Genomic DNA, 24,862 nt, shown 5'->3' with positions numbered 1-24,862 from the left:
TTACGCTCTCTCCCCGGAGCCTTCGAGCATGGCACTCCACAGGTCGGGGAAGTCGGGGAGCGTCTTGGCGGTGGTCGCGACGTTCTCGACCTCCACTCCCTCGACCACGAGGCCGAGCACCGCGCCCGCGGTGGCCAGCCGGTGGTCCTCGTAGGTGTGGAAGATCCCGCCGTGCAGTGGACGCGGGCGGATGATCAGGCCGTCCTCGGTCTCGGTGACGTCGCCGCCGAGACCGTTGATCTCCTTGGTCAGCGCGGCCAGCCGGTCGGTCTCGTGCAGCCGCAGGTGCGCCACGCCCCGCAGCCTCGACTCGGACTCGGCCAGCGCCGCGACCGCCGCGATGCCCGGGGTCAGCTCGCCCACGTCGCTCAGGTCCACGTCGATGCCGTGGATCCGGCCGGTGCCGGTGAGGGTCAGACCGCGCTCGTCCAGCTCGCACCGGCCGCCCATCTCGGTGAAGATCTCCCGCAGCGCGTCACCGGGCTGCGTGGTGTGCGCCGGCCAGTCGGGGATGGTCACCCGGCCGCCGGTGATCAGGGCGGCGGCGAGGAAGGGCTGGGCGTTGGACAGGTCGGGCTCGACGACCAGGTCCCGGCCGAGCAGCGCGCCGGCCGTGACGCGCCAGACGTTGGGCTCGCCGCCGGACTCGGGGGTGTCCACCCGGGCACCCGCGGCGCGCAGCATGTCGACCGTCATCCTGATGTGCGGCATGGACGGCAGGGGGCCGCCGACATGGCGGACCTCGACGCCCTGGTTGAAGCGGGCGCCGGAGAGCAGCAGCGCGCTGACGAACTGGGAGGAGGACGAGGCGTCGATCTCCACCGTGCCGCCGGTGAGGGAGCCGTTGCCGTGCACGGTCAGCGGCAGGCTGCCGCGTCCTTCGTCGTCGACGCGGGCGCCGAGCGCGCGCAGCGCGTCGATCACCCCGTGCAGCGGACGCTCGTGGGACCGCTTGTCGCCGTCGAAGTGGATCGGTCCGTCGGCGAGGGTGGCCACGGGCGGCAGGAAGCGCATCACGGTGCCCGCGTTCCCGACGTCCACGGTGGCGGGACCGTGCAGTCCGGCGGGGATGACGCGCCACGCCTCGCCGGTGCCGACGGGGGCGCCGGGGACGGAGGCGGAGCTGGACGAGACCGTCTCCTCGATGCCCACTCCCATGGCGCGCAGCCCCTCGGCCATCAGCAGGGTGTCGCGCGAGCGCAGCGGCCGGCGCAGCCAGCCCGGCTCGGAGGCCAGGGCGGCGAGCACCAGACCGCGGTTGGTGACCGACTTCGATCCGGGCACGGTGACGGTCGCGTCGACGGCGCCGGAGGCGAGGGGAGCGGGCCAGAGAGCGGTGTTGTCGGTCATGGCCCCAACTTTAGTGGTTCGCTCGGCGAGGCCGGCATGGGCGACGGCGGAGGGGAGGCCGACGGACGCGGAGGCGCTCCGGGGAGAGGCAGGGGAGGACCGGGAGGGAGGAGTTCGAACCGGGCGGGGGACGCGGGGCGCCGGTCGCCCGGGCGCTGCGGAGCCGGTGGGAGCCGGTGGGAGCCGGTGGCCTCAGAGCCCCAGCAACCACCGTCCGCCACCGGTCAGCGAGCACAGCGCGACGGCGTGGAAGAGCGCCAGCCACAGCACCGCGGGCGCGTTCGTCAGCCGTGCGAGCTGGTCGGCGTCGGAGTCCGGCGCCTCGCCCCGGCGCCGCTTGCCCTGGAGCTCGAAGACGGGCCGCACCCCGCCCAGCAGCAGGAACCACACCACCCCGTACGCGAACGCCGCCTGCACCTCGGTCCCGGCGAACCACGACACCAGGAAGAACACCGCGCCGGTGACGACGACGGACAGGACCCCGTAGGCGTTGCGCACCATCGGCAGCATCGCCAGCAGCAGCGCCGTGGCCCCCCACAGCAGCGCGGTGACGTGTCCGTCGGCCAGCAACCACGCCCCGGCCAGCCCGAGCAGCGAGGGCGCCGTGTACCCGGCGGCGGCGGTCAGGATCATCCCGACCCCGGTCGGTCTCCCCCGTGAGACCGTCAGGCCGGAGGTGTCCGAGTGCAGGCGTATGCCCTCCAGTCGGCGCCCGGTCAGCAGCGCGACGAGCCCGTGTCCGCCCTCGTGGGCGATGGTCACCGCGTTCCGCGCCACCCGCCAGGGCCTCCGCGCCGCGACCACGGCCAGGGCCACGAGGCCGGTGGCCACGACGACCGCCGTCGGCGGGTCGGGTTGCGTTCCGACGACGCGGTCCCACACCTCGGCGATGCTGTCCGTCCCCATGCCCCAACGGCCTCCTCTCGTGTCGCCCCCGTCGCCCGGCCCGTCTCCCCCGGCCTCTCGCCCCGCTCCCGCCGAGACGGTGCCTCGCAGTGTGTCACGGCCGCCCCGACGCCCCGGCGGCTCGTCCGCCCCGAGCGGTTCCGCCCCGATCGGGGCGGTCACCGTGCCGGTCGCCGGGGGAACGTGGCAGGGTGGCAGACATGTGCGGACGGTTTGCGGCGAGCCGCGGAGCAGAGGAACTGGTCGAGCTGTTCGGCGTGGAGCGGTGGGATCCGGCCGAGACCCTGGCCCCCGACTGGAACGTGGCCCCGACCAAGCAGGTGTACGCGGTCCTCGACCGACCGCTGAAGGACGGCGACGACCCGCGGCCCGTGCGGCAGCTCAGGGTGCTGCGCTGGGGGCTGGTGCCCTCCTGGGCGAAGTCCCCGGACACGGCCTCCAAGATGTTCAACGCGCGGGCCGAGACGGTGCACGAGAAGCCCTCCTACCGCCGCGCGTTCGCCGCGCGACGCTGCCTGCTGCCCGCCGACGGCTACTACGAGTGGGTCACCGGCAGGGACGAGCGGCAGGAGGAGGAGAAGGGGAAGCGGAAGCGGCCCCGCAAGCAGCCGTACTTCGTGACGCCGGCCGACGGCTCGGTGATGGCGCTGGCCGGGCTCTACGAGTTCTGGCGGGACAGGACGCTGCCCGACGACCACCCCGAGGCGTGGTGGGTGACCTGCTCGGTGATCACCACCGAGGCGGAGACCGAGCCGTTCGCGGGCGCCGACGGGAAGGCCGGGGACGAGGGCGGTCCGAGGTCGCTCGCCGACATCCACCCGCGGATGCCGCTCGTGCTCACCCCCGACCGCTGGGACGCCTGGCTCGACCCGGCCCGCACCGATACGGAGCAGGTGCGCGGACTGTTGGCCCCGCCGCCCGCCGGGGCCCTGCGGGCCTACCCGGTGGGCAGCGGGGTCAGCAACGTGCGCAACAACGGCCCCGAACTGCTCGCGGAGCTCGACGGTCCCGAGGCCGGGACGCTGTTCTGACGCCATGGACACCAGGGACGGCATGATCGACGGCGCGGTGGTCGACGGCGCGGCGATCGACGACGCGGTGGTCGGCGACGGAGACACGGCCTCGACGGCATCGGGGACGCAGACGGTCGAGACGGTGGACACCCCGGCCGGTCCGGCGCGCGTCACCTGGCACCGCGCGGCGCGTCCACGCCTGGTCCTGGCGCTCGGACACGGGGCGGGCGGGATCGAGGCGCGGGACCTGCGGGCCCTGGCCGCGGAGCTGCCCGGGCACGGGGTCACCGTCGCCCTGGTGGAGCAGCCGTGGCGAGTGGCGGGGAAGAAGGTGGCCCCGGCCCCCCGGACCCTGGACGCGGGATGGCGGGAGGTGTGGCCCACCTTGGCGGGGGAAGGGCCGCCCGTCGTCTCCGGCGGACGCAGCGCCGGGGCGCGCGTGGCCTGCCGGACGGCGGGCGAACTCGGGGCGCACGCCGTGCTCGCTCTCGCCTTCCCCCTCCACCCCCCGGGCAGGCCGGAGCGGTCCCGGGCCGACGAACTGCTCGGCGCCGGGGTGCGGACGCTGGTCGTCCAGGGCGGACGCGACCCCTTCGGACGGCCCGACGAGTTCCCGGAGGGCACGGAGGTCGTCGAGGTGCCCGGAGGCGACCACGGCTTCGCCGTGCCGAGGAGGGGCGCGGACCCGGGCGCACAGGAGGCCGCGCTCGCCGTGATCACCGAATCCGTACGGACGTGGCTGGGACGGGAATGATTTCCGAGGCGGGTGTGTTGCCGCCTGTACGGAACACGTACAGGCCACACACGCGCGAGGAGAGGGAGTCCACCCACCATGGGTTCGATCGCATGTCCGTCCCGCCCTGTGGGTACACCGACGACCGCGGCGGAGACGGACTGGGCGACGGCGAAGCTCGCGGGACCCGTCGGGGAGGATCCCTTCGGAGCGGCGCGGGGAACGGATCGTCGTCTATTCTCCGATTCGAGTGGATCCGCCGCTGGGTCCGCAGCAGCCGCATCGGAGGAGGTGGGTCCGGTCACCGGGACCGACGACGCCGCGCACCAGAAGCCCGTGGAGACCGAGGCCGAACGGAACGCGCGCTTCGAACGGGATGCTCTGGCCTTCCTGGACCAGATGTACTCCGCGGCGCTGCGCATGACGCGCAACCCCGCCGACGCGGAGGACCTGGTCCAAGAGACCTACGCCAAGGCGTACGCGTCCTTCCACCAGTTCCGCGAGGGCACCAACCTCAAGGCGTGGCTGTACCGCATTCTGACCAACACCTTCATCAACTCGTACCGCAAGAAGCAGCGTGAACCCCAGCGCAGCGCGGCCGAGGAGATCGAGGACTGGCAGCTCGCCCGCGCCGAGTCGCACATGTCGACCGGGCTGCGCTCGGCCGAGGCACAGGCGCTGGACCACCTGCCGGACTCGGACGTGAAGGAGGCACTCCAGGCCATCCCCGAGGAGTTCCGGATAGCGGTCTACCTCGCGGACGTCGAGGGGTTTGCGTACAAGGAGATCGCGGACATCATGGGGACACCCATCGGCACGGTGATGTCCCGTCTGCACCGCGGTCGCCGTCAGCTACGCGACTTGCTGGAGGGCTACGCCCGCGAGCGCGGACTGGTCCCGGCGGGCGCGAACGGCGCCGCCGCGCCCGACGAGTCGCACGACCGGAAAGGCTCGGGCTCATGAGTTGCGGAGAGCCGCACGAGACGGACTGCTCTGAGGTCCTGGACCACCTCTACGAGTATCTGGACCGGGAGATGCCCGACGGGGACCGCACGAAGTTCGAGCAGCACTTCGACGAGTGCGCCCCCTGCCTGGAGAAGTACGGTCTGGAGCAGGCCGTGAAGAAGCTGGTCAAACGGTGCTGCGGTCATGACGACGTCCCGACCGACCTCCGCTCCAAGGTGATGGGCCGCATCGAGCTGATCCGCTCCGGCCAGGCCGTGCCGGAGCAGCCAGTGGTGGATCCCGCCGCGGGCCGGGCCGCCTCTCCCGTCCGGGCCCGGGACGACGCCGGCGAGAGCGCCGTCTGAACACGTCCGGCGGCCGGCCGGTCCCGCCCGGTGACGTCCGGCGCCTTCCGAGGTGACCCGATACGGCGTCCCCGCCCGTCGCACGTCACCCGAAGGGGCCGGCCCACTCGGCTTTCACCGGCCGTGACGCGGGAAGCGTCCGCCGTGTCCGGACGGCGGCGCGCCACGACCGCTCCTCCGGCTCTCCCGCCGTCGAGCCGCCGCCTCGCTCGCCCGCGCCACCGAACTCACCGCGCCGGCGTACGCCGCCTCTCTTGCCGGCGGGCGGTTTCTCCTGCGGGAACCGCCCGCCGGCGCATGGCGTGAAGGGGAGCGCGGCTTCCCGTTCCGAACCGGTCCAAGACCCCACGACCGATGGGTAATGAGCGCGCACCGGGGTGGGCATGGTTGGATGCGAACCGGGAACCGCGGCAGGGAGAAGATCGCGGTGGACACACCGCGGCGGGGACCGCGACGGAACGGCCGCCCGGCGCGGCCGGGAGCAGCAGGCGGGAGTCAGGCGGGAACATCGTGAGGATCTTCGGCAAGGCACGGAACCGGCCATCCGCCGACTGGCGGCTGGCCACCGACCGCGCGTTCACGCTCATCGACGACGGGCGCTACGAGGACGCCGGCGAGCTGCTCACCCGTGCCGCCGACCTGGAGCCGTGGCTGTCGGAGTCCTGGTTCAACCTCGCCCTGCTGCACAAGTTCCGGCGCGACTGGGAGCAGGCGCGCGCCGCCGGACTGCGCGCGGTCGCCCTCCTGGACCGGGCCACCGGGGCGCCCGACTGGTGGAACGTCGGCATCGCCGCCACCGCCCTGCAGGACTGGCCGCTGGCCCGACGCGCCTGGCAGGCGTACGGGCTGCGGGTGCCGGACGCGGCCCCGACCGACCGGGCCGCCGGCGACGACGGCCGTACGGGCCCGCCGACCGGCATGGAGCTGGGCAGCGCCGCCGTGCGCCTGTCACCCGAGGGCGAGGCGGAGGTGGTGTGGGGACGGCGTCTGGACCCGGCCCGCATCGAGGTGCAGAACATCCCCCTGCCGTCCTCCGGGCGCCGCTGGGGCGAGGTGGTGCTGCACGACGGCGTGCCGCACGGGGAGCGGACCACCGCCTCGGGGCACACCTATCCGGTCTTCGACGAGATAGAGCTGTGGGCGCCCTCCCCCGTGCCGACCTGGGTGGTGCTGTTGGAGGCGGCGACCGAGGCCGACCGGGACGCGCTGGAGCGGCTGGCGGCGGACGCGGGCTACGCCGCCGAGGACTGGTCGTCCTCGGTGCGGTTGCTGTGCCGCTCCTGCTCGGAGAGCCGGATGCCCAGCGACGAGGTCGAGGGCGCGCCCCGCCACGATCCGCACGACCACAGCGTGCCGGGGCATCCGGGGCCGCTGGGGCACATGACCTCCGGCGAGCTGTGGGTGCCCGAGCGCGAGTGCGGTCTGGCGGCTCCGGCGGGCCTGGTGCGCGGTCTGCTGGACGGCTGGGTCGCCGACAGCCCGGACACCCGGGAGTGGCGCGATCTGGAAGAGGTCTGCTGAGACCGGCGGGGCACGGGGCGCCCCGGGGCCCGTACTCTGTACGGGTCGTGGTGAAGGACTCAGGAAGGCACATGGCGAAGATGGCGGAGCACGAGACCGGTCAGCGGGTGGACGACGAGGGATTCATCGTCGACACGGAGGACTGCGAGGAGCGTGAGCGGGCCCACCGGGAGCGCGGCACCGCCCGTCCGATCACCGTCGTCGGCAACCCGGTGCTCCACCGGGAGTGCAAGGACGTCACCGAGTTCGACGACGAGCTGGCGAAGCTGGTCGACGACATGTTCGCCAGTCAGCGCGCGGCCGAGGGCGTCGGCCTGGCGGCCAACCAGATCGGCGTCGACCTGAAGGTCTTCGTCTACGACTGCCAGGACGACGAGGGCGTGCGGCACGTCGGTGTCGTCTGCAACCCGGTGCTGGAGGAACTGCCCGCCGGGCGCCGTGTGCTGGACGACTCCAACGAGGGTTGCCTGTCCGTGCCGGGCGCGTACGCCCCGCTCGCGCGCCCCGACTACGCCGTCGTGCGCGGGCAGGACACCCAGGGCAAGCCGATCAAGGTGCGGGGCACCGGCTACTTCGCCCGCTGCCTCCAGCACGAGACGGACCACCTCTACGGCCGTCTGTACATCGACCGGCTCTCCAAGCGCGAACGCAAGGACGTACTGCGGCAGATGGCCGAGGGCACGCCGCGCTACGAGACGGTGCCCAACGACTGACCCATGGGACCGGAGGGCTCCGACGCCGGGGCCCGGAGCAGCCGGTCGACGCGCCGACGGGCGGGCCTTTCATTGGCTCGCCCATTGGCGTTTCCGGGGGTGTTGACGCGAGTAGACCGTCTCCGCCAATCTCTCACGCGTCCCCACTTCCCCCCTACGGAGGCAGCATGCTCAGGGGTACCATCCGCCTTGTCCTCAGTATTGTCATGATCGCGGCAGCCGCACTGGTCGGCACGGTCTCCACGGCGGGCACCGCCCACGCGGACGCGTGCTACACCTGGAACCGCACCCTCTCCCAGGGCATGTCCGGCTCGGACGTCGCCGAACTCCAGATCCGCGTCTCCGGCTACCCCGGCTACGGCAACGTGCTGGCCATCGACGGCTCCTACGGGCCCGCCACCGCCGCCGCCGTCAAGCGCTTCCAGGCCGCGTACGGCCTGACCGCCGACGGCATCGCCGGCCCGCAGACCTTCAGCAAGATCTACGCCCTCCAGGACGCCGACTGCACCCCGATCCACTTCTCCTACAGCGAGCTCAACCAGTGCAACTCCACCTGGAGCGGCGGGGCGGTGAGCGCGGCGACGGCCAAGCGCAACGCCCTGATCTCCATGTGGAAGCTGGAGGCCATGCGGCACGCCCTGGGCGACGCGCCGATCCGCGTGACCAGCGGCTTCCGCTCCTACTCCTGCAACAGCGCGGTGGGCGGGGCCTCCAACAGCCGGCACCTCTACGGTGACGGCGTCGACCTGGGCGCCGGCTCGCACACCCTGTGCAGGATGGCGCAGCAGGCCCGCAACCACGGCTTCAACGGCATCCTCGGCCCGGGCTACCCCGGCCACAACGACCACACCCACGTCGACCACCGCTCCAGCCGCTACTGGTCGGCTCCGACCTGCGGCATCTGAGCCCCACGGGCTCTCCCCCCACCCCCTCCCCCACCACGGAGAGGTCACCCATGAAACCTCCCACCAAGAAGTCCCTGTGGCGCGCCGCGGTCGGCGTACCGGTGCTGTCCCTGGCGCTGCTCGCGCTGCCGGGAACGGCCCAGGCCACGACGGCGGTCCGGGCGGCGTCCGGGACGTCCGTCCAGGCCCCCGCCGCGGCCCTGGTCACCAAGTTGACGCACTCCCAGGCGACCAGTCGCTTCCGGGCGGCGGGCATCACCTGGTCCTCCAGCGGAGGCTGCTCCGACCGCAACAATCCCACCTGCACCTCGTTCGAGCAGATCAACCTGGCGACGGTGCAGGGAGCGGAGACGCTCAAGAGCGCCAGCGGCTGCGCCATCCACATCACGGGCGGCACGGAGACCGGCCACGCGAGCGGCACGTACAGCCACTGGAACGGCTACAAGCTCGACTACCGGCTCTCCACCTGCCTCGACAACTACATCACCAGCCGCTTCGCCTACATCGGCGGCAACAAGTACCAGTCGGGCTCGGGGAACATCTACTTCCGCGAGAGCAACCACTGGGACGTGACGTACTACAACTGCGGCGGCTGCTGACCCGGCCGTCCTTCCACCGGGTGCGCCCCCGGACCCACACCGGTCCGGGGGCGCACCCCCCCCGTTCCGTCCGCGTGACACCGAGCCACAGGGCCGGACCAGGGCCGGCCCAGGGTCAGGTCAAGGACAGCCCGAAGGTCAGCAGGGCGGGAAGCCCCGGCACCGGGGACCAGTCCCGCTCGGGGGTGCGGACGAAGCCCAGACGCTCGTACAGGCGGTGGGCGGCGTACATCCGGTCCTGACTGGAGAGCACCAGCCGTCGCAGCCCCAGGGCCCGGGCCCGCTCCAGGCACTCGCGCACCAGCGCCTCGCCCACCCCGCGTCCGCGCGCCGCCGGGTGCACGACCAACATCCGGAACTCGCCCTCGCCCGGCTCCGCGATGTCCGCGTACCTCCCGCCGCGCCCCACGAAGGTCACCGTGCCCAGCAGCTCGCCGCCGGCGTGCTCGGGCCGGGAGGGTTCCACGGCCACCAGCACCTCGGCGTGCTCGGCGCGGCCCCGCGCGTCGCGCAACACGGCGAGGTACGGGTCGTCCTCCCCGAAGTCCAGCAGGCCGCCGTCCAGATACACCCGGGCCGTCAACTCTCCGACGGCCGCCAACTCCTCGGGGCGGGCCGCCCTGATCGCGATGTCCATGGTCGTCATCATGAGGCACCCCGCCGACAGGGCCCGGTGGGATTCCGTCGACGGGGTGCGGGAGGGGGACGGGGCCCGGCTCAGTGCCGTATGCCGTAGAGCATGCCGACGGCCCGGCCGGCGAGCAGCGCCCAGCGGTGGAACCACCGGGTGAACAGACCGCCCACGATCGCGGGGAAGGTCTGCAGGATTCAGATGCCGCCCAGAAGCCGGAAGTTGATCGCCACCGTTTTGTCCATGCCCGGGACGAAGGCCGGCGCGCCGACCTTCACCGACAGCGAGGTGAGATCGGAGACCCGGGTCTCCTGGGCGGGGTGGCGTCCGGCTTGAGGAAGTCCTCGTAGATGTTCCGGGTGAACAGGTTGGCTGCCACGATCGACATGATGGCCGCCGGGACCAGGGCGCCGACTCGCCGCCGCCGACGCCCATCACGTCCAGCACCGCCCGGATGCCGACGAGTCGGGGCGCGATGCAGGGCATCGTGGCGAGGACGCCGGTCACGGCGACGGCCAAGTCCTTTGTCGCTTCTCGCCCCCGCCGGCTTCCCCGTCGCCGCCCGGCGGGCGGTCCGCTCGCGCCGGACCGACACGTGAGCGACGGCCGCCGTGCCCGTCCGTCCCCGTGCCCGTCCGTCCCGGTGCCCGTCGACGGGCACCGGGACGGGTCACCGTCCGCGGCCGGGGCGCTGGAGGCGGGCGACGAACTTGTAGCGGTCGCCGCGGTAGACCGAGCGCACCCACTCCACCGGCTCGCCGTCCGTGTCGCGCGAGTGCCGGGAGAGCATCAGCATCGGCAGGCCGACGTCCGTGCCCAACAGGCCCGCCTCGCGCGGGGTGGCGAGGGAGGTCTCGATGGTCTCCTCGGCCTCGGCGAGGTGGACGTCGTAGACCTCGGCCAGGGCCGTGTAGAGGGACGAGTACCGCACCAGGTTGCGGCGCAGCGCCGGGAAGCGCTTCTGCGACAGGTGGGTGGTCTCGATGGCCATCGGCTCGCCGCTGGCCAGTCGCAGCCGCTCGATGCGCAGGACGCGGCCTCCGGTGGGGATGTCCAGCAGTTCGGCGAGCCGGTCGTCGGCGGTGACGTACCCGATGTCCAGCAACTGGGAGGTGGGCTCCAGGCCCTGGGCGCGCATGTCCTCCGTGTACGAGGTGAGTTGGAGGGCCTGGGAGACCTTGGGCTTGGCCACGAAGGTGCCCTTGCCCTGGATGCGCTCCAACCGCCCCTCGACGACCAGCTCCTGGAGCGCCTGGCGCACGGTCGTGCGCGAGGTGTCGAACTCGCCGGCGAGCGTGCGCTCCGGGGGGACCGGCGTACCGGGAGGCATCGTCTCGGTCATCTCCAGCAAGTGGCGCTTGAGGCGGTAGTACTTGGGCACGCGCGCGGTGCGCCCGGCCGTGCCGCCGGCGGTCGTGCCCCTGTCGCCCTTGGGCGCATGTCTTCCCGACTCGTGTCGTGCAGTCACCGGCTTCCTCCGTACATAGCGGCTCACATCGTGGCACGGTCCCCGTCCCCGGTGGCGTCCCGGCTCAGGTGTCGGTCCGGTAACGGATGCGGCCGCGAGCTTTATACACCGTTGACAGCAGAAAAGGTCTAGGCCAAGCTGCGGGCGCTGGTCTACACCACTACAACCCGGCCCCACGGGAAGCACTCGTCGAATGCCGCCTCGAACACCGGTGCCCGCGCGGCACGGCACGACCGGCGCGGAGCATCGGCGGGAGTCGACCTCTCGGGCGGTGGGCGGGGGGATTTCAGGCATCCCGAAGGAGGGGACGTGAAGCGCAAGGGCATGGCGGCGATCGGCGTCGCGGCGATGATGACCGGTCTCGTGGCCTGCGGTTCCGGAGACGGCCGGACGGCCGACGGAGACAAGACGCTGACCGTGTGGGTCATGGACGGATCGGCTCCCAAGGAGTGGGTCGAGGAACTCAACAAGGAGTTCGAGGCCGAGCACGAGGGCGTCGAGGTCAAGATCGAGGAACAGCAGTGGAACGGGATCCAGGAGAAGATCACCACCGCGCTCTCCGAGGACGCCCCGCCGGACGTCATCGAGCTGGGTAACACCCAGACCGCCGGCTACGCGGTCACCGGCGGACTCGCCGACCTGACCGACCTCAAGGGCGAACTCGGCTACGACGGCTGGAACAAGGGCATGCTCCCGTCCGCCGAACTCGACGGGAAGCTCTACGCGGCCCCCTGGTACGCCGCCAACCGCGTGGTGGTCTACGACAAGAAGATCTACGAGAAGGCCGGCGTCGAGCCCCCGACCAACCGCGAGGAGTGGATCGAGGGCCTGGAGAAGATCCGCGAGTCCGACAAGGACGTCCAGCCGATCTACCTGCCCGGTCAGAGCTGGTACGTCTTCGCCGGGTTCCTGTGGGACGAGGGCGGCGACTTCGCGGTCCGGGACGGGGACGGTTGGAAGGGCGCGCTCGCCACGCCCGAGGCCGAGAAGGCGATCTCCTTCTACAAGGAGCTCCAGTCCTTCTCCAAGGCGCCCAAGGACACGGACGAGGCGACGCCGCAGCAGTCCACCGACGTGGTGCCCAAGGGGGACGTCGCCTCCTGGATCGGTCTGGGCTGGGAGGCCGCCGGCGCCGTCGCCGCCATCGAGGAGGCCGGCGGCGAGGCCGACTTCGGTTACTTCCCGATCCCGGGCAAGACCTCCGACAAGCCGGGCAGCGTCTTCTTCGGCGGCTCGAACCTCGCCGTCGCCGAGCGCTCCCCGAACAAGGAGCTCGCCCAGGAGTGGCTGAAGGCGGCGACCTCGGAGAAGTGGATGAAGAAGTACGCCGAGGCCACCGGGGGCGGCCTGCTGCCCAACACCCAGGCCGCGCAGGTGCAACCCGAGGCCGGTTCCTTCGCCGAGGCCATGGTCAAGGCCTCCGAGGTCGGGCACATCACCCCCGTCACCCCCGGCTGGGCCAACGTCGAGACCGAGCCCAACCCGATCAAGGAGTACATGACCAAGGTGCTCAAGGGGACGGACCCGACGAAGGCCGGCGAGGAAGCCGACAAGGCGATCGACGAGCGGATCAACAAGAGCTGACGCCACCGGGGGCGCCACGCGGTCCGATCCGCGGGCGCCCCCGCCCCTCAGGCAGGAAGTCAACCCGGTGGGGCCGCACGCCCGTGACCGCGAGGAAGTAGACATGACCGTGCACGCCAGGGGAGTGGCGCCCACCGCCGGAGGGCCGGTGGAGGACGCCCCCCGGGACACAGGAGAGGCCGGCGGCGTCCTGCCGCCCGGCGACCCGGCGCCGAGGAGCACCGCGCGGGGGGAGCGCGACGGGCGACCGCGGTCGTCGGGATGGCTGCCCTACGCGCTGATCGCCCCGGCGGCCGTCTCCCTGTTGGTGCTCCTGGGCTATCCGCTGGTCAGGAACGCGCTGCTCTCCTTCCAGCGGCTCGGCCGCATCGAGATGATCTCCCGGGCCACCGTGTGGACGGGGTTCGACAACTACACGGAACTGCTGGGCGACGAGGCCTTCTGGACGGTCGTCGTCCGGACGTTCGTCTTCACGGCGGTCAACGTGGTGCTGATCATGGGGCTCGGCACGCTGGTCGGGCTGCTGCTCAACGCCCTCGGCAAGAAGATGCGGCTCGTGCTCTCCCTGGCCCTGGTCATGGCCTGGGCCATGCCCGTCGTCGCGTCCGCCACCGTCTTCCGCTGGCTCTTCGACACCCAGTTCGGCGTGGTGAACTGGGCGATGCGCACCCTGGGGTTCGCCGGGTACGAGCAGCACAACTGGTTCGAGACCGGGTTCTCGACCCTGACCATCGTCACCCTGATGATCGTCTGGGCGTCGGTGCCGTTCGTCGCCCTCAACCTGTACGCGGGCCTGACCACCATCGGCGGGGAACTGTACGAGGCCGCCCGGGTGGACGGGGCCTCCAACGGGAGGATTTTCCGCTCGGTCGTCTTCCCGATCCTGAAGCCGTTCTTCCTGATCACCACCTTCCTGGAGATCATCTGGGTGTTCAAGGCGTTCGCCCAGATCGTCGCCCTCAACAACGGCGGACCCGACCGGGGCTCCGAGACCCTCCCGGTCTTCGCCTACATCGAGGGCATGGCCCAGATGAACTTCGGCGTCGCCGCGGCCGCCTCCGTGCTGACCATCCTGATCCTGCTGGTCGCCATGTCCTTCTACTTCCGCCTGATCCTCAAGCAGGAGGAGGAGCAGTGAGCAACACCACCCCGGCCGACCCGGTCGGCGCGCCTGTGGCGACCCCCCTGCGGCGGCCCTCGTCCGACGGAGCGGCCAAGGGAGCGGCCAAGAGGGCCAAACGGATGAAGAGCCTGCGCGGCGGTGCGCTGAACGCCGTGGCGCTCGTGCTGGCGGTCTTCTTCGTCTTCCCCGTCTACTGGATGCTCTCCACGTCCCTCAAACCGGCGTCCGAGGTCCTCACCGAGACCCCCACCCTTCTGTTCACCCCCACCTTCGAGCACTACGGCACCGCCACCGGCGTGGACATGTTCTGGACGTACGTCCGCAACAGCCTCACCGTCACCATCGGCGCCGTGCTGCTCGCCCTGGTCGTCGCGCTCGCGGCCGGCTTCGCGATCGTGCGCATGAGGTTCCGGGGCCGCAAGGGCCTGCTGCTCGCCGTGATGATGGCGCAGTTGGCCCCCTGGGAGGTCATGGTCATCGTGATGTACCTGATCGCGCGGGACGCCCGGATGCTCAACAGCATCGGCTTCCTGACGGTGATCTACTTCGTGATGGTCCTCCCCTTCACCATCTGGACGCTGCGGGGGTTCATCGCCGCGGTCCCCCGGGAGTTGGAGGAGGCCGCGATGATCGACGGCTGCAACCGGGCCCAGAGCTTCTTCCGGGTCGTCTTCCCGCTGCTCGCCCCCGGACTGATGTCCACCTCGCTCTTCGGCTTCATCACGGCCTGGAACGAGTTCGCCATGGTGCTGGTCCTCAACAAGGACTCCGAGGCGTACACCCTGCCCCTGTGGCTGACCCGGTTCCAGTCCGCCTTCGGCAACGACTGGGGCGCCACGATGGCCGCCTCGTCCCTGTTCGCCGTTCCCGTGCTGCTTCTGTTCCTCGTTCTCCAGCGACGTGCCGTCGGCGGCCTGACCTCCGGCGCAGTGAAGGGATAGCGCCTCCCATGACGACTCTCACCGGCGCCACCGACACCCTGACCCGCAACGCCCTCGCCGTCCTGCAGCCGGGCTTCACCGGCACCTCGGCCCCCGACTGGCTGCTGCGCCGGCTCGACGAGGGACTTCTCTCCGTGGGCCTGTTCGGCCGCAACATCGAGTCCCCCGCGCAGTTGGCCGCGCTCACCGCCCAACTGCGCGGTGTCCAACCCGAGGTGCTGGTGGCCGTCGACGAGGAGGGCGGCGACGTCACCCGCCTGGAGGCGAGGACCGGGTCGTCCTTCCCGGGCAACCTCGCCCTCGGCGCGGTCGACGACACCGACCTGACCCGCGCCGTCGCCCGCGAGCTGGGGCGCCGGCTGGCCGAGTGCGGGGTCAACCTCGACTGGGCGCCCTCGGCCGACGTCAACTCCAACCCCGACAACCCGGTCATCGGCGTCCGCTCCTTCGGCGACACCCCGGACCTGGTGGCCCGGCACACCGCCGCCTGGATCGAGGGGTTGCAGTCCGCCGGGGTCGCCGCCTGCACCAAGCACTTCCCCGGACACGGCGACACGGCCGTCGACTCCCACCACGCCCTTCCCCGCATCGACGCCGACCTGGACACCCTCGTCGAGCGCGAACTCGTCCCGTTCCGGGCGGCCGTCGCCGCGGGCAGCAAGTGCGTGATGAGCGCCCACATCCTGCTGCCCGCCCTCGACCCCTCGCTCCCGGGCACGCTCAGTCCGGCCGTCCTGACCGACCTGCTGCGCGCGCCCGAGAGCGAGGGCGGGCTCGGCTTCCGGGGACTGATCGTCACCGACGGCATGGAGATGCGGGCCGTCGCGGCGACCTACGGCATCGAGCGCGGCAGTGTGCTGGCCGTCGCCGCGGGCGCCGACGCCATCTGCGTCGGCGGGGGACTGGCCGACGAGGACACCGTGCTGCGCCTGCGCGACGCACTGGTGAAGGCCGTGACGGACGGGGAACTGTCCGAGGAACGGCTCGCCGACGCGGCGGACCGGGTCCGCGCGCTCGCCCGCTGGGCGGCCGGGGCGTCCGCCCGCGGAGCGGAGGCCGCTCCGCCCGCCCCGGAGATCGGGCTGACCGCCGCCCGTCGCGCCCTGAAGGTCACCGGCGCGGAGGGTTACACGCCTCCGGACGGACCGCTGTACGTCGCCGCCCTCACCCCCGTGGCCAACATCGCCGTCGGGGACGAGACGCCCTGGGGACTCGGGGCCGAACTGGCGGACCTGTGCCCGGGCACCACGACCGGCTCCTGGAGCCGCGAGCAGGCCGAGGAGGCGGGAGCGTCCGCCTTGGTCGAGCGGATGCTCGACGAGGCGGCGGACCGTAAGATCGTCGCGGTGGTACGCGACGTCCATCGGCACCCCTGGATGGCCGACGCTCTGGACACGCTGCTCGCCACCCGGCCGGACACGGTCGTGGTCGAGATGGGGCTGCCCCAGGCACCGCCCTCCGGAGCACTCCACATCGCGACCCACGGCGCCGCCCGCGTCTGCGGACGGGCCGCCGCGGAGGTCGTCGTCGGCCGGAGAACCGACGGCTGAACCCCCGCGAACCGCACGCACCACAGACAACGGGAGGTCCTCAGCATGTCCGCCACCACTCCGGCACCGCACGGCGACCGTCCGGGTCGGATCATGGCCGGTGAGATGGCAGAACAGCCCGCCGTACTACGGCGGATCCTGGGCGAGGGCGCGCCGAGGATCCGGGAGGTCGCCGAGCGCATCGCGGCCCGCGACCCCCGCTTCGTCCTGCTCACCGCCCGAGGCACCTCCGACAACGCCGCCCTCTACGCGAAGTACCTGTCGGAGATCCTGCTGGGCAAGCCCTGCGGGCTGACCTCCATGTCCACCACCACCGCCTACGGGGCACGGCAGGACCTCACCGACTGTCTGGTCGTCACCGTCAGTCAGTCCGGCGGCTCCCCGGATCTGGTCGCCTCCACCCGGGCCGCCCGCGAGGCCGGTGCCGTCACCCTGGCGGTGACCAACAATCCCGACTCGCCACTGGCCGAGGTCAGCGAGTTCCACATCGACATCCTGGCCGGCCCGGAGAAGGCCCTCCCGGCGACCAAGACCTACACCGCCGAACTGCTGTCCCTCTCCCTTCTGGTCGACGGTCTCCGCGGTGGCGAGGGGGGCGCCTTCGGCACCGCGGCCAAGGTGCTGCCGGACCTGGCCGAGTCGATCCTGGCCCGCCAGGACGAGGTCAGGCGCCTCGCGGCCCGCTACCGCTTCGCCGAGCGCATGGTCGTCACCTCCCGCGGTTACGGCTATCCCACGGCCAAGGAGGCCGCGCTGAAGCTGATGGAGACCAGCTACATCCCGACACTGTCCTACTCCGGTGCCGACCTGCTGCACGGACCGCTGGCGATGGTCGACCACCTCACCCCGGTGATCGCCATCGTCACCGACGGCAAGGGAGGCAGGGCGCTACAGCCCGTCCTCGACCGGGTGAGGGAACGCGGTGCCGACCTCGTCGTCGTCGGCCCCGAGCAGCAGGTGGCCGAAGCCGCCGCGGGCTTCGTCCTGCCGACCGAGAACGTGCCGGAGGAACTCCAGCCCATCCTGGAGATCCTCCCGCTGCAGATGCTGGCCTACGAGGTGGCCATCGCCCGAGGCCAGGACCCGGACGTGCCCCGCGCCCTGGCCAAGGTCACCGAGACCCGCTGAACCCGAGCGCCACCGCCCCCGAACCTCCGCCCCGTGTACGGGGCCCGGGGGTGGTGGCGGCCTACAGCAGCGCGCCGCCCGTGGCGTCCAGCCACTGGCCGGTGATCCAGCGGCTGTCGTCGGAGGCGAGGAAGGCCACCACGTCGGCTATGTCCCGCGGTTCGCCGACCCGCCCCAGGGCGCTCTGCGCAGCGGTCTGCCGCCGCGCCTCGTCGTTCCCGCGCAGCCAGTCCGCGTTCATATCGGTGTCCACCGCACCCGGAGCCACGGCGTTGACCGTGATCCGGCGTGGACCGAGCTCTCTGGCGAGGGTCAGGGTGAAGGCGTCGAGAGCACCCTTGGACATCGCGTAGGAGATCAACGCCGGCACGGTGTTGCCGCGGGTCAGGTTGGTGGAGACGTTGACGATCCGCCCACCGTCCCGCAGCCGTTCCAGGGCGAGCCGGGTGATGAAGAACGGCGCCTTGGTGTTGACGGCGAAGACCCGGTCGAAGTCCTCCGGCGTCATCCCGGACAGCGGTTCGCGTTTTCCGGTGATCCCGGCGTTGTTGACCAACACGTCCAGCCCGTCGGCCTCCCGGTCGAAGGCCGCCCACAGCTCCTCCGCGTCGCCGGGCACCCCCAGCTCCGCCCGGATGGCGAAGGCCGATCCGCCGGCGGCCTCGATCGCGGACACCGTCTCCTTCGCGGCCCTCTCGTCGCGGCCGTAGTGCACCCCGACGCGGGCGCCCTCCCGGCCCAGCCGCTCGGCCACGGCCCGCCCGATCCCCCTGCTGCCCCCGGTGACCAGGGCCGTTCTGCCCACGAGCCGCGAGCCCTCCGTCGTCCTCGTCCGCTCCTCGAGTGCGGGCACGTCGATTCCCCCTTCATTCTTTAGCGGTCGCTACAGAAGAACCGTAGCACGCTTTCTTGAGCGACCGCTATAAAATCGGTGCCATGACGACCAGGCACCGCGGACGACCCCGCTCCTTCGACCGCGACACGGCCTTGGAGAAGGCCCTGCGCGCCTTCTGGGAACACGGCTACGAGACGACCTCGATCGCCGACCTCACCCGCGCCATGGGCATCGCCGCACCCAGCCTGTACGCGGCCTTCGGCGACAAGAAGACGCTGTTCGAGGAGGTCGTGGAGGTCTACGTCCGCCGGTACGGCGGCTTCATCGGGCGCGCCCTGGCCGAGGAGCCCACGGCGCGGAGCGCCGTCGGACGCGTCCTGCGCGAGGCCGCCGTGGAGTACACCGAACCGGGGCGTCCGCCCGGCTGCCTGGTGATCAACGCCGCCGTCAACGCCGCGCCCGCCTCCGCCGAGGTGACCGAGGCCCTGCGAGGGATGCGCGAGGAGAACGTCCACGCGCTCACCTCCCGCATACGGGCCGGTGTCGAGGCCGGGGAACTGCCCGAGGAGACCGACGCCGCCGCGCTCGCCCGGTTCGTCGGGGCCGTGTTGCAGGGCATGTCCCAGCAGGCGCGCGACGGCGCCGGTCGCGAGGAGTTGGAAGCGGTGGCGGCCACCGCGATGCGGGCCTGGCCGGGGGAAGGTCCCGAGAACACCCTCTGAAGGCACCCATGGGGGAAGCCACGAACGCCACGGAGGACAAGCGGAGAGCCGGCGGGCCCGGGGACACCCACGGGCCGCGGCGCCGGGACGGGACCCTCAACCCGTCCGGCACCGCAGCCCGGAGCGATCGGAGACCCGGCGCAGTCAGGGCAGAGAGCACCCGGTCTCGTTCCACCCTCCTGTGCGGGGAGGGCAGAAGTCCTCGGCCATTCTGGACTGGACCAGGCGAACGTGTCCATGCCTTGAACACATCTCCGGCCGGTCGGAGCGGCTGTCGTCAATTCTTGCTTACACGAGCGCGTATGGACAGACGTACGACACGACCGGTCGCCGGTTAGGCTCGCACCGTGCCCTCCATGAACGACCTCGTACGCCAGCACACCCTCCTCGGCGACTCCGACCTGGAGTGGTTGCACCTGCTGGTCTCCGAGTGGCAGTTGCTGTCCGACCTCTCCTTCGCCGACCTGGTGCTGTGGGTCCCCACCAGCGACGGGACGCGCTACGTCTCCGTCGCGCAGATGCGCCCCAACACCGGACCCACCTCCTACCAGGACGACATGGTCGGCCACTTCGTGCCGCGCGGACGCCGCCCGCTGCTGGACATCGCCCTGGACGAGGGGCGGATCGTGCGGGAGGGCGACCCCGAGTGGCGCGAGGAGGTGCCGGTCCGGGTCGAGTCCATCCCCGTGCGCCGCGAGGGGCGAGTCCTCGGGGTCGTCGCCCGCAACACGAACCTGCTGACCGTGCGGACGCCGAGCCGGTTGGAGCTGACCTACCTGCAGAGCGCCTCCGACCTCGCGCAGATGATCGCCGCAGGATCGTTTCCCTTTCCCGATCAGCAGGTCGACATGGACGCCTCCCCACGGGTCGGGGACGGACTGATCCGGCTCGACGCCGAGGGCGTCGTCCAGTACGCCAGCCCCAACGCGCTCTCCGCCTACCACCGACTCGGCCTGGCCGCCGATCTGGTGGGGCTGCACCTGGGGCAGACCACCGACGAACTGGCGCCCTCCCGCGGCCCGACGGACGAGTCCCTGGTCAAGCTCGCCAGTGGCTGGGCGCCGCGCGAGACGGAGATCGAGGGCAACGGCTGCGTGGTCCAACTCCGGGCCATCCCGCTCAAACCCAAGGGCGTCCGGATCGGTTCGCTCATCCTGCTGCGCGACGTCACCGAACTCCGGCGCAGGGAGAGGGAGCTGATCACCAAGGACGCCACCATCCGGGAGATCCACCACCGGGTGAAGAACAACCTCCAGACCGTCGCCGCCCTGCTGCGGCTCCAGGCCCGACGCATCGGCGAGGGCAGCGGCGACACCGCGCGGGAGGCGTTGGAGGAGGCCGTCCGCAGGGTCGGGTCGATCGCCATCGTCCACGAGACGCTCTCGCAGAACCTGGACGAGCGCGTGGAGTTCGACGAGATCGCCGACCGGGTGCTGGCGATGGTCGCCGAGATCTCCCCGGGGCTGGTCACCGGACGCCGCACGGGCCGTTTCGGCGTGCTGGCCGCCGAAGTGGCCACCCCCCTGGCCATGGTGCTCACCGAGGTGCTGCAGAACGCCCTGGAGCACGGCTTCAAGCCGGGGGAGAAGGGGCTGGTCGAGGTCGCCGCCGTCCGGAGCGCGGGGACGCGCCGGGAGGAGGGACGGCTGCTGGTCACCGTGCAGGACAACGGCCGCGGTCTGCCCGAGGACTTCGACGCCCACACGGCGGGGAACCTGGGGCTCCAGATCGTACGGACGCTGGTGGAGGGGGAATTGGGCGGCGGCTTCGACATGATGCCGGCGCCTGGGGGCGGTGCCCGGGTGGTCCTCGACATCCCGGTGAGGGAGGAGAGGCGTTAGGGCCGGGACGGGCGCCCCCGTCGCACGTCAGGCCCGGGCGGAGGACGTCCTCACCGGGACGCCCCCACCGGAACGTCCCCGTGGAGCGCCCGACCCGGTGGAGCGGGCCCCGTGCGCCCCCTGTACGACACCGAGCCCCGGACCGCGGCGGGGGCCGTACGGTCCGGGGCTCGACGTCGTCGTTGCGGTGCGCACTGCGGGCACTGCGCGCTGCGGTTCGGGGGCAGCGGGTGGCGGGGTGGGCGTCAGGCGGTGGCCTTGCGCGCCCGGTTGCGGGCGGCGCGGCGCTTCATGGCGCGGCGCTCGTCCTCGCTGAGGCCACCCCAGACACCGGAGTCCTGGCCGGTCTCCAGAGCCCACTGCAGGCACTGCTCCATCACGGGGCAGCGACGGCAGACGGCCTTGGCTTCCTCGATCTGCAGCAGCGCAGGACCGGTGTTGCCGATCGGGAAGAAGAGCTCGGGGTCTTCCTCGCGGCAAACGGCGTTGTGACGCCAGTCCATGGCTGCTCCATCTCCTACGCGTTGCGGTAATTGCTTGTGAATGTGAACGCTTTCACGAATCCCTCCACAAGGGAAGGGGCATCGCCCAGGCTTCCTGGGTGTGTCCCTAAGGATGAGGAGGTGGATTCGGGGCTCTCATGGGGTCGATGATTCGACCGTCCCGATCGCCATGAAGAGACTCGCAAACCTCGGCGGCGGATACAACCCCTTCCGGAAAGTTTTTTTTGATTCCTTGGTGTCGACTAGGTCACAGCCGTACTTCCAGGGGGTGGATCCTGGCCTAAACGTTCGACTGAAAGGACTTTCACCAGATCCACTTACACAATCACACGCAGTGCACGACGTACGCCTGTGAACGTCACGTTCGTGCGCAGTCCCAGGTGGTCACCGTCCATCTGAAACGGCAGTGGCACCTGTGATTCCAAGGTGAAGTCGGTGAGGTCGTGCAGTGAGACCGCGTGCCTGCCGCGTGGGCCGCGTTCGGGCGAGGACGTCAGCAACTGGGTTCCGTAGCGGGTCACCGCGGACGGTGTGAGCCGGGTGAGACCGAGCACGTCGAGGGCGGTGTCGAAGGAGGCCCGAGGGGCCGCGTACACCGGACGGTTGCCCAGGTAGGTCCAGGGGGCGGTGTTGCAGACTATCGACAGGGCCAGGTCGCGGACGGGCTCCTCGCCCGGCCGCCGGAGCGTGATCGTCCCCTGGCGGCGGTGGGTGTCCCCCAGGAACTGCCGCAGCACCTGACGCACGTAGAGGGCGTGCGTCGAGCGCTTGCCGCGCTCCCGCTTCTGTTCGACCCGGCCCACCACGCCCGCGTCGAAGCCGAGCCCCGCGCAGAAGGTGAACCAGCGGGCGGGCACCTCCGCGTCGTCCGTCCCCGGAGTGCCGGCCGCCAGGCCCAGGCCCACCGTGCGCTCGCTGCCCGAGTGCAGCGCGTCCAGAAGGGCGCCGGTGGCCTCCACCGCGTCGTTGGGCAGGCCGAGCGCGCGGGCGAAGACGTTGGTCGAGCCGCCGGGCACGACCGCCAGCCGGGGGAGGGCGTCGGGAGCGGGCCCCTCGTGCAGCAGCCCGTTGACGACCTCGTTGACCGTGCCGTCGCCACCGAGCACGATGACCAGCTCGATCTCCCCGCGCTGGACCGCCTGCCGCCCGAGGTCCCGGGCGTGCCCCCGGTACTCGGTGGTGGCGACCTCCAGCTTGAGGTCGCTGGCCAGGGCGTGGATGAGCACGTCGCGGGTCCGCGCACTGGTGGTGGTGGCTGCCGGGTTGACCACGAGGAGCGCGCGCATGGAGTGCAGAGTACCCATCCGTCGGCGGAGCGGCCCAAACCCGGGGTGGGCGGCGACCGTCCCGTGAACGCCCCGTTACCCTGGCGGGGTGAGCACGGACGCACCCTCCACCGACAGCCCCCGGCCTCCCGCATCCTCCCGCCCGGCCCGTCTCGCCGTCGCGGCCGTGCTGGTGGCGGCGCAGGGGCTGGTGGTGGCGGGCCTGGGGATCTCCATGCTGGTCATGCTCCTGACCGGACGCCACGCCGACGACACCGTCCAGGCCCTCACGGGAGCCGTGACGGTACTGGCCCTGGCCGTCCTGCCGCTGGCAGCCGCGCGGGGGCTGTGGCTGCTGCGCCGGTGGAGCCGCGGACCGGCCATGATCGTGCAGCTCATGGCCGTCCCGGCGGGCTGGCAGATGGCGCAGAACGGCGGTGTGTGGCTCGCGCTCGGGGTGACCATCGCCCTCATCGGACTGGCGGTGCTGGTCTGCGTGCTGAGCCCGACCGCCACCGAGGCGTTGGGCATCGGCCCGCGCGAGCCGCGGGACGGCTGACCGCCGTACCGCCGCCGCTCCGCCCGCCCCCGGACGTCTACTCCTCGACCAGCAGCCGGTCGCGCAACTGCGCCAGGGTGCGGGCCAGCAGGCGTGAGACGTGCATCTGGGAGATGCCGACCTCCTGGGCGATCTGGGATTGGGTCATGTTCCCGAAGAACCGCAGCAGCAGGATCTTCTTCTCCCGCGGCGGCAGCTCCTCGAGCAGCGGCTTGAGGGACTCGCGGTACTCCACGCCCTCCAGGGCGTCGTCCTCCGCGCCGAGGGTGTCCGCGACGGCCGGGGACTCGTCGTCGGTGTCCGGGACGTCGAGGGAGAGCGTGCTGTAGGCGTTCGCCGACTCCAGGCCCTCCAGGACCTCCTCCTCGGAGATCGACAGCCGCTCGGCCAACTCGTGGACGGTCGGGGCGCGCCCGTGCTGCTGGGACAGCTCCGCGGTCGCCGTGGTCAGGGAGAGCCGCAGCTCCTGGAGCCGACGCGGCACCCGCACCGCCCAGCCCTTGTCGCGGAAGTGCCGCTTGATCTCGCCGACGACCGTCGGGGTGGCGTAGGTGGAGAACTCCACACCGCGCTCCGGGTCGAAGCGGTCCACCGACTTGATCAGGCCGATCGTGGCCACCTGCGTCAGGTCGTCCAGCGGCTCCCCGCGGTTGCGGAAGCGCCGCGCCAGGTGCTCGACCAGGGGCAGGTGCATCCGTACCAGGGCGTCGCGGAGCTCCGCCCGCTCCGGAGAGCCCTCCGGAAGGCCGCGCAATCTGACGAAGAGGTCCCGTGCCCCGCCGCGATCCTGCGAACCGGGCCGCCGGCGACCGTCCGCGCCGTCCACGCGCCCGCCGTGCTGCTGGTCTTCCATGGCACCCGCTCGCTCCGCACGCTCCGCTCGCCGATGGGATTCGGCCGGATGAGGCCGGGCGTGCTGCTCGGGGATGACCGGACCGGCAGCCTTCTCGTGGCGGCCCGTCCGTGTTTCACGCTCCAGGTCGTTCACAGCGACCCCCTTGTCCCGTACCGGCCCATGTGCGTCGGTCACGACGCCCCTGGGCCGGCGCCGCGCTTCTTGTGCAGGCTGATGCTGACCGTGCGATCCTCGGCCACGGAGGAGTCGACCTCGCCGGCCAGTGCGGACAGCACCGTCCAGGCGAACGTGTCGCGCTCGGGCGCGCGGCCGTCTGTGGTGGGCGCCGAGACGGTCACCCACAGGGAGTCCCCGACGAGCTTGAAGACGCAGGTCAACACTCCGCCGGGAACGGCTTGCTGGAGCAGGATGGCGCACGCCTCGTCGACGGCGATGCGCAGATCCTCGATCTCGTCGAGGGTGAAGTCCAAACGGGCCGCGAGACCGGCGGTGGCGGTACGCAGCACCGACAGGTAGGCGCCCTCGGCGGGCAGCCGGACCTCGACGAAGTCCTGCGTCCCGGGCTCGCCTGCGATCTGGGACACCCTCACCTCCAAGGTGGCACGAGCTGATGACTGCGAACGCCGGTCCGGCGCCCCGTGTAGGAGGGGGAACGGCCCGGCGCGGCAGAGCGTTCGTCTGCGACGCTATCGCGATCCGAGGCGTGCTGTCGCCCGGTCTCGAACGGCACCTTTCCCGTTGGCGTCACTCATGGTAAACACATGGGTACTGTCCGTGGCTAGGGGTCTGCGGTGCCGAATCCGTTT

Annotated in this window: 25 protein-coding genes and 1 pseudogene; 16 read left to right on the top strand and 10 right to left on the bottom strand. The window is 71.7% G+C overall.

The window, feature by feature from the left end:
• Positions 1-1,350: a 3-phosphoshikimate 1-carboxyvinyltransferase gene (gene aroA, locus IF47_RS0101310; RefSeq protein ID WP_031506002.1), complete on the bottom strand. Its 1,350-nt coding sequence runs from the start codon at positions 1,348-1,350 to the stop codon at positions 1-3.
• Positions 1,351-1,542: 192 nt separating this feature from the next.
• A complete protein-coding gene (locus IF47_RS0101305) occupies positions 1,543-2,256 on the bottom strand; it encodes a M50 family metallopeptidase (protein ID WP_031506001.1) in 714 nt (237 codons plus the stop codon).
• 200 nt (positions 2,257-2,456) lie between these two features.
• On the opposite strand from IF47_RS0101305, the gene IF47_RS0101300 reads away from it, so the two are divergent.
• The 8 genes from IF47_RS0101300 to IF47_RS0101265 all read left to right on the top strand — a co-directional run bounded on the left by IF47_RS0101300 (position 2,457) and on the right by IF47_RS0101265 (position 9,050).
• Positions 2,457-3,287 carry an SOS response-associated peptidase gene (locus IF47_RS0101300; RefSeq protein ID WP_031506000.1) on the top strand — a complete coding sequence of 277 codons (831 nt, stop codon included), beginning with the start codon at positions 2,457-2,459 and terminating at the stop codon, positions 3,285-3,287.
• A 4-nt stretch (positions 3,288-3,291) separates the two neighbouring features.
• The gene (locus tag IF47_RS0101295; protein WP_245640944.1) at positions 3,292-4,023 is read left to right on the top strand and encodes an alpha/beta hydrolase family protein; all 732 of its coding nucleotides are present in this window, start codon (positions 3,292-3,294) and stop codon (positions 4,021-4,023) included.
• Positions 4,024-4,293: 270 nt separating this feature from the next.
• On the top strand, positions 4,294-4,965 hold the full coding sequence (locus IF47_RS0101290; protein ID WP_031505997.1) for a sigma-70 family RNA polymerase sigma factor: 672 nt from the start codon (positions 4,294-4,296) through the stop codon (positions 4,963-4,965).
• Positions 4,962-5,312, top strand: coding sequence for a mycothiol system anti-sigma-R factor (rsrA, locus tag IF47_RS0101285; protein ID WP_037731687.1), 351 nt, complete (start codon positions 4,962-4,964; stop codon positions 5,310-5,312). The genes IF47_RS0101290 and rsrA overlap by 4 nt, the downstream gene beginning before the upstream one ends.
• 510 nt (positions 5,313-5,822) lie before the next feature.
• Positions 5,823-6,833, top strand: a complete 1,011-nt coding sequence (locus tag IF47_RS0101280; protein WP_031505994.1) for a tetratricopeptide repeat protein — start codon at positions 5,823-5,825, stop codon at positions 6,831-6,833.
• Positions 6,834-6,913: 80 nt separating this feature from the next.
• Positions 6,914-7,546, top strand: a complete 633-nt coding sequence (def, locus tag IF47_RS0101275) for a peptide deformylase (protein ID WP_031505993.1) — start codon at positions 6,914-6,916, stop codon at positions 7,544-7,546.
• Positions 7,547-7,713: 167 nt separating this feature from the next.
• Positions 7,714-8,451 carry a D-Ala-D-Ala carboxypeptidase family metallohydrolase gene (locus IF47_RS0101270; protein ID WP_031505992.1) on the top strand — a complete coding sequence of 246 codons (738 nt, stop codon included), beginning with the start codon at positions 7,714-7,716 and terminating at the stop codon, positions 8,449-8,451.
• Between the two features lie 50 nt (positions 8,452-8,501).
• On the top strand, positions 8,502-9,050 hold the full coding sequence (locus IF47_RS0101265; RefSeq protein WP_051716757.1) for a hypothetical protein: 549 nt from the start codon (positions 8,502-8,504) through the stop codon (positions 9,048-9,050).
• Positions 9,051-9,165: 115 nt separating this feature from the next.
• Here IF47_RS0101265 and IF47_RS0101260 read toward each other — a convergent pair whose 3' ends face one another.
• The 3 genes and pseudogenes from IF47_RS0101260 to IF47_RS0101245 all read right to left on the bottom strand — a co-directional run bounded on the left by IF47_RS0101260 (position 9,166) and on the right by IF47_RS0101245 (position 11,149).
• A complete protein-coding gene (locus tag IF47_RS0101260) occupies positions 9,166-9,687 on the bottom strand; it encodes a GNAT family N-acetyltransferase (protein ID WP_031505988.1) in 522 nt (173 codons plus the stop codon).
• 92 nt (positions 9,688-9,779) lie between these two features.
• Positions 9,780-10,096 (bottom strand): annotated as a pseudogene (locus tag IF47_RS29090) (sodium:solute symporter); the annotation flags it as partial.
• 255 nt (positions 10,097-10,351) lie between these two features.
• Positions 10,352-11,149 (bottom strand): GntR family transcriptional regulator, encoded by a 798-nt coding sequence (locus tag IF47_RS0101245; protein ID WP_031505987.1) that lies wholly within the window; start codon positions 11,147-11,149, stop codon positions 10,352-10,354.
• Between the two features lie 309 nt (positions 11,150-11,458).
• Between IF47_RS0101245 and IF47_RS0101240 the strand changes: the two genes are divergently transcribed.
• The 5 genes from IF47_RS0101240 to IF47_RS0101220 all read left to right on the top strand — a co-directional run bounded on the left by IF47_RS0101240 (position 11,459) and on the right by IF47_RS0101220 (position 17,475).
• On the top strand, positions 11,459-12,733 hold the full coding sequence (locus tag IF47_RS0101240; RefSeq protein ID WP_031505986.1) for an extracellular solute-binding protein: 1,275 nt from the start codon (positions 11,459-11,461) through the stop codon (positions 12,731-12,733).
• Positions 12,734-12,836: 103 nt separating this feature from the next.
• Positions 12,837-13,871: a carbohydrate ABC transporter permease gene (locus IF47_RS0101235; protein ID WP_031505984.1), complete on the top strand. Its 1,035-nt coding sequence runs from the start codon at positions 12,837-12,839 to the stop codon at positions 13,869-13,871.
• 104 nt (positions 13,872-13,975) lie between these two features.
• Complete coding sequence (locus IF47_RS0101230) at positions 13,976-14,797, top strand: carbohydrate ABC transporter permease (RefSeq protein ID WP_031505983.1); 822 nt, start codon at positions 13,976-13,978, stop codon at positions 14,795-14,797.
• A gap of 8 nt (positions 14,798-14,805) precedes the next feature.
• Entirely contained in the window at positions 14,806-16,347 is a 1,542-nt protein-coding gene (locus IF47_RS0101225; protein WP_031505982.1) for a glycoside hydrolase family 3 protein, read from the top strand.
• Between the two features lie 45 nt (positions 16,348-16,392).
• Positions 16,393-17,475: an SIS domain-containing protein gene (locus tag IF47_RS0101220; protein ID WP_031505980.1), complete on the top strand. Its 1,083-nt coding sequence runs from the start codon at positions 16,393-16,395 to the stop codon at positions 17,473-17,475.
• Between the two features lie 61 nt (positions 17,476-17,536).
• Here the strand turns inward: IF47_RS0101220 and IF47_RS0101215 are convergent, their stop codons facing one another.
• Positions 17,537-18,328 (bottom strand): glucose 1-dehydrogenase, encoded by a 792-nt coding sequence (locus IF47_RS0101215; protein ID WP_051716753.1) that lies wholly within the window; start codon positions 18,326-18,328, stop codon positions 17,537-17,539.
• A gap of 83 nt (positions 18,329-18,411) precedes the next feature.
• Between IF47_RS0101215 and IF47_RS0101210 the strand changes: the two genes are divergently transcribed.
• Both IF47_RS0101210 and IF47_RS0101205 read left to right on the top strand, forming a co-directional pair.
• Complete coding sequence (locus IF47_RS0101210) at positions 18,412-19,032, top strand: TetR/AcrR family transcriptional regulator (RefSeq protein ID WP_037731685.1); 621 nt, start codon at positions 18,412-18,414, stop codon at positions 19,030-19,032.
• A 347-nt stretch (positions 19,033-19,379) separates the two neighbouring features.
• The gene (locus IF47_RS0101205) at positions 19,380-20,873 is read left to right on the top strand and encodes a PAS domain-containing sensor histidine kinase (protein WP_211257147.1); all 1,494 of its coding nucleotides are present in this window, start codon (positions 19,380-19,382) and stop codon (positions 20,871-20,873) included.
• Between the two features lie 245 nt (positions 20,874-21,118).
• Here the strand turns inward: IF47_RS0101205 and IF47_RS0101200 are convergent, their stop codons facing one another.
• Both IF47_RS0101200 and IF47_RS0101195 read right to left on the bottom strand, forming a co-directional pair.
• Complete coding sequence (locus IF47_RS0101200) at positions 21,119-21,376, bottom strand: WhiB family transcriptional regulator (protein ID WP_031505974.1); 258 nt, start codon at positions 21,374-21,376, stop codon at positions 21,119-21,121.
• 317 nt (positions 21,377-21,693) lie between these two features.
• The gene (locus IF47_RS0101195; RefSeq protein WP_031505973.1) at positions 21,694-22,662 is read right to left on the bottom strand and encodes a diacylglycerol/lipid kinase family protein; all 969 of its coding nucleotides are present in this window, start codon (positions 22,660-22,662) and stop codon (positions 21,694-21,696) included.
• A gap of 88 nt (positions 22,663-22,750) precedes the next feature.
• Here IF47_RS0101195 and IF47_RS0101190 point away from each other — a divergent pair, with 88 nt between their 5' ends.
• Positions 22,751-23,200 carry a hypothetical protein gene (locus IF47_RS0101190; protein ID WP_031505971.1) on the top strand — a complete coding sequence of 150 codons (450 nt, stop codon included), beginning with the start codon at positions 22,751-22,753 and terminating at the stop codon, positions 23,198-23,200.
• 37 nt (positions 23,201-23,237) lie between these two features.
• Here IF47_RS0101190 and IF47_RS0101185 read toward each other — a convergent pair whose 3' ends face one another.
• Both IF47_RS0101185 and IF47_RS0101180 read right to left on the bottom strand, forming a co-directional pair.
• The gene (locus tag IF47_RS0101185) at positions 23,238-24,230 is read right to left on the bottom strand and encodes an RNA polymerase sigma factor SigF (protein WP_425423541.1); all 993 of its coding nucleotides are present in this window, start codon (positions 24,228-24,230) and stop codon (positions 23,238-23,240) included.
• Positions 24,227-24,640: an ATP-binding protein gene (locus IF47_RS0101180; RefSeq protein WP_031505968.1), complete on the bottom strand. Its 414-nt coding sequence runs from the start codon at positions 24,638-24,640 to the stop codon at positions 24,227-24,229. Before IF47_RS0101180 ends, IF47_RS0101185 begins: the two co-directional genes overlap by 4 nt.
• Positions 24,641-24,862: the final 222 nt, after the last annotated feature.

Origin of the sequence: Streptomyces megasporus (assembly GCF_000718985.1) — a bacterium.
Classification (GTDB): domain Bacteria; phylum Actinomycetota; class Actinomycetes; order Streptomycetales; family Streptomycetaceae; genus Streptomyces; species Streptomyces megasporus.
This window is presented reverse-complemented; position numbering and strand designations above follow the sequence as displayed.